Source organism: Microbacterium sp. (genome assembly GCF_051953575.1).
Lineage (GTDB): Bacteria > Actinomycetota > Actinomycetes > Actinomycetales > Microbacteriaceae > Microbacterium.
This window is the reverse complement of the sequence record NZ_JBQCIP010000321.1, coordinates 1-3,341: the sequence shown is the minus strand read 5'-3', so window position 1 is coordinate 3,341 and position 3,341 is coordinate 1. Positions and strand designations below refer to the sequence as shown.

Annotated in this window: 4 protein-coding genes; 2 read left to right on the top strand and 2 right to left on the bottom strand. The window is 69.7% G+C overall.

The annotated features are described in order from the left end of the window. Window positions 1-84 precede the first annotated feature (84 nt). Window positions 85-855 carry a MerR family transcriptional regulator gene (locus ACTHNQ_RS20935; RefSeq protein WP_440335844.1) on the bottom strand — a complete coding sequence of 257 codons (771 nt, stop codon included), beginning with the start codon at window positions 853-855 and terminating at the stop codon, window positions 85-87. Window positions 856-1,007: 152 nt separating this feature from the next. Here ACTHNQ_RS20935 and ACTHNQ_RS20930 point away from each other — a divergent pair, with 152 nt between their 5' ends. Further along, window positions 1,008-1,904, top strand: coding sequence for a DUF4097 family beta strand repeat-containing protein (locus ACTHNQ_RS20930; RefSeq protein WP_440335843.1), 897 nt, complete (start codon window positions 1,008-1,010; stop codon window positions 1,902-1,904). Window positions 1,905-1,906: 2 nt separating this feature from the next. Next, complete coding sequence (locus ACTHNQ_RS20925; protein WP_440335842.1) at window positions 1,907-2,515, top strand: PadR family transcriptional regulator; 609 nt, start codon at window positions 1,907-1,909, stop codon at window positions 2,513-2,515. Window positions 2,516-2,614: 99 nt separating this feature from the next. Here the strand turns inward: ACTHNQ_RS20925 and ACTHNQ_RS20920 are convergent, their stop codons facing one another. Next, window positions 2,615-3,154 carry a universal stress protein gene (locus ACTHNQ_RS20920; RefSeq protein ID WP_440335841.1) on the bottom strand — a complete coding sequence of 180 codons (540 nt, stop codon included), beginning with the start codon at window positions 3,152-3,154 and terminating at the stop codon, window positions 2,615-2,617. Window positions 3,155-3,341 lie beyond the last annotated feature (187 nt).

The window sequence follows — 3,341 nt, the reverse complement described above, 5'->3', positions numbered from 1 at the left end:
GCGCCCCAACCCCCCCCTCCCCCCCGGGCCCCCAAGAGGGGTCGCCCCCCCCCCCCCGGGGCGGCCGCAACCCACTTCTTCCGTTCACAGGTGCGCGTCCGCGTACACGCGCAGCGCGTCGCGGACGAACGCGGCGCCCTTCTCACCGCCGTAGTTGGCCGCGAAGCGCGGGTCGGCGACGTACATGTCGCCGAGACCCAGGACGTATCCCTTGACGTCGCCGCCGGGCGCCGCCGCGGGGGTCCCCGGGATGCCGGTCAGCCACGCGACGTGACGCTCCGCGAGCGCCTGCGCCTCTTCGGCGTCGGGGGCGACGCCGGACTCCGCGGCCGCGATCCAGTCGCGCCCGAGGTCTGCCACCCGCTGCTGCCACGCGGCCTTGTCGTCGGCGCTCATGGAGCGCCACCACCGGTCGCTGTCGGCGTACGCCTTCTTGCCCCAGCGCTGCTCGACCTCGTCCTTGTACTGCGTGTGGTCGAAGCCGTCGAACATGTTCTCTGCCATCAGTCGTTCACCTCCTCTCAATGCCGTGATCGTGTTCTCGACCGACGCGATCTGACGCGCCAGCCTGCCCTGCTCCTGCCGGAGCCACGCGAGGTGGCTCTCGAGAGCGTGCGCCTCGGATGTCTCCCGTCCGAGCACCTCGGCGATCTGCGGGAGTCCCAGACCCAGCTCGCGCAGCAGCAGGATGCGCTGCAGCCGCACGAGCGCCGCCTGGTCGTAGTACCGGTAGCCGTTGTGCCCGATGCTCGACGGCTCGAGCAGCCCGATGTCGTCGTAGTGGCGCAGGGTGCGGCTCGTGGTCCCGGCGAGCTTGGCGATCTGCTGGATCGACCATTCCTCGTCGTCGTTCATGTCGTCCACGGTAAAGGTTTACGCAGCGTCAAGGTCAAGCTGTGTTTTCATCGAACGCTTGACATAGTCGCGATATATCGTGTTATCGTCCTTGCATACGCGATATATCGCGAAATAGACCACCCCGAAAAGAAAACGCAGGAGAAGCAGTCATGACCCTGGAGAAGTGGATCATCCACCCGGGCGAGACGCGCGTGATCGACATCGAGACCGTGCGCGCCCTCAAGATCGGCCTCGTCGGAGGCCAGATCGACGTCATCGCCCATGACGAGCCGGGCGCTCGCATCGAGGTGCACGGCGTCACCGTCAAGGACCTCCGCATCGAAGTCGACGGCGACCGCGTCGAGATCGACCACCCGCAGCTGCGGTGGGACAACTTCCTCGAAGTGTTCCGCAACTTCGGCGCCGGGGGCCCGAAGGCCGAGATCAGCGTCGCGGTCCCCCGCGAGGTCGCACTCACCCTCGGCGTCGTGAGCGCCAGCGCCCTCGTGTCGGGTCTGCGCGAGAGCGCCTCACTCAACACCGTCTCGGGCGACATCATCGTCGACGGCATCACCGGCGACCTGTCGGTCAACGCCGTGTCGGGCGACGTGCAGGCGCGCGAGCTCGTGGGATCGCTCAGTGCCAACAGCGTCTCGGGCGATGTCGCGGCCACCGGCGTGCTGCGCAAGGCCACGATCGACACCGTGTCGGGCTCGGCGCTCATCGACTCCGCCGGCGAGACCCTCACGGTCAGCGTCAACACCGTGAGCGGCAGCGCCACCGTACGACTGGACGAGGGCTACCCCGCCAACTACGTCGTGCGCAGCGTGAGCGGCCGGGTCCAGATCGACGGCGTCGTACGGTCGGGCAACGGCTCGGGCCCCACGACCAACTACCAGGGCTCGGTGGGCGAGCTCAGCGGCAGCTTCGCCGACGTGCGCGCCCACAGCGTCTCGGGTGATGTGACGGTGCTGCGCCGCACCGCGTACTTCGGGGATGCCGCGCCCTCGCCCGATGCCGCCGACGCGCCGTCCGAGTCCGCGGGCGTCGACGAAGAGGAGTGGTGAGCATGGCCCCCGTCTTCTCGCACGGCGACCTGCGCCTGTACCTGCTGAACCTGCTCGATGAGGGCCCGCGTCACGGCTACGACATCATGCAGGCCCTGTCGGACCGCACCGGCGGCACGTACACGCCCAGCGCCGGCACCATCTACCCCCGCCTCGCGAAGCTCGAGGAGGAGGGTCTCGTCACCAAGACCGTCGACGGCCGCAAGACCGTCTACGCGATCACCGAGGCGGGCCACGCCGAGGTGCAGGCCCGCGCCGGCGAGCTCGAGGGCATCGAGGCAGGTCTCGCCGACTCGGTGCGCCTGATCGCCGACGAGGTGCGCGGCAGCGTCCGCGAGGCGATGAAGAGCCTGCGCGCCGACCTCGCCGCGGCCTCGCGCGAGGAGCGCGCCGCGACGCCGCAGGGGCCTCAGGAGGACGACCCGCGCGTTCTCGCCCGCGAGCAGCTGCAGCGCGCCGACGCGGCGGTGAACGAGTTCCGTGCCCGGGTGCGCAGCGACCTGCGCACGCACGTCGCCCGCGGCGGCGACCTGGCCGCGACCGTGGTCGACGAGCTGGCCGGCGAACTCGACCGGATCGCCCGTGACGTCACGAGGGCGCTGCGCGGCTGACCTCGGTTCCCGATCCGCGAAAGGGTATGTTCCCGCCGACACGCCGGCGGGAACATACCCTTTCGCGGTTCCTGGGGAGAGGGATGCCGTCGGCCGGCGCTACGCCGGCCAGATCTCCTCGTCGTCGGGGACGGGCTCGCCCAGCGGGACGATCAGGATCGGGCGGTGCTGGCGGTGAGCCAGGCGCGCGCCCACCGAGCCGGTGAAGAACTCGCGCACGGACTCGCCGAACCCGCGCTTGCGGGTGCCGACGACGAGCAGCCGCGCATCCACCTGCTCGGCCAGATGCTTCAGGGCCATCGCGGGATCCCCCACCAGCTGGCGGGCGACCCACTCGACACCGGTGCCGTCGAGCACGGCGGCGGCGGCATCCGTCACCTTCGCGAGGTCTCCCTCACCCGCGGCGATGTTCAAGTCGATGGGGGCGGAGTGGACGTAGCCGTCGGGATCCTCGTAGGTCACGAACCGGGTGACGTCGACGTGCACGACGATCAGAGGCGCCTGGAACAGCTTCGCGTACCGCGCCCCCTCTTTCAGGACCCGCGGGGACTGGTCGGGCATGACGCCCACGATCACCGCTCCGTGCAGCCCCTCGATGCTGACGTCGTCGCCTCCGGTCTCGGATGCCTCATCGGTCATACGTCCGTGCTCCTCCCGCGGCGGTGGGCCCAGAACCGCCGGGGTGCGGGGGCTCCGTGTTATCCTGAATGCTACTCTTACCGGTTCGAAGCCGGATTCGTGAATGCCCGGGTTTGCGAGGCTGACAGCCCGCAAAATGCCCGCAACTCTAAATGAGGGGGTCTCGCATGGGGCGTGGCCGTCAGAA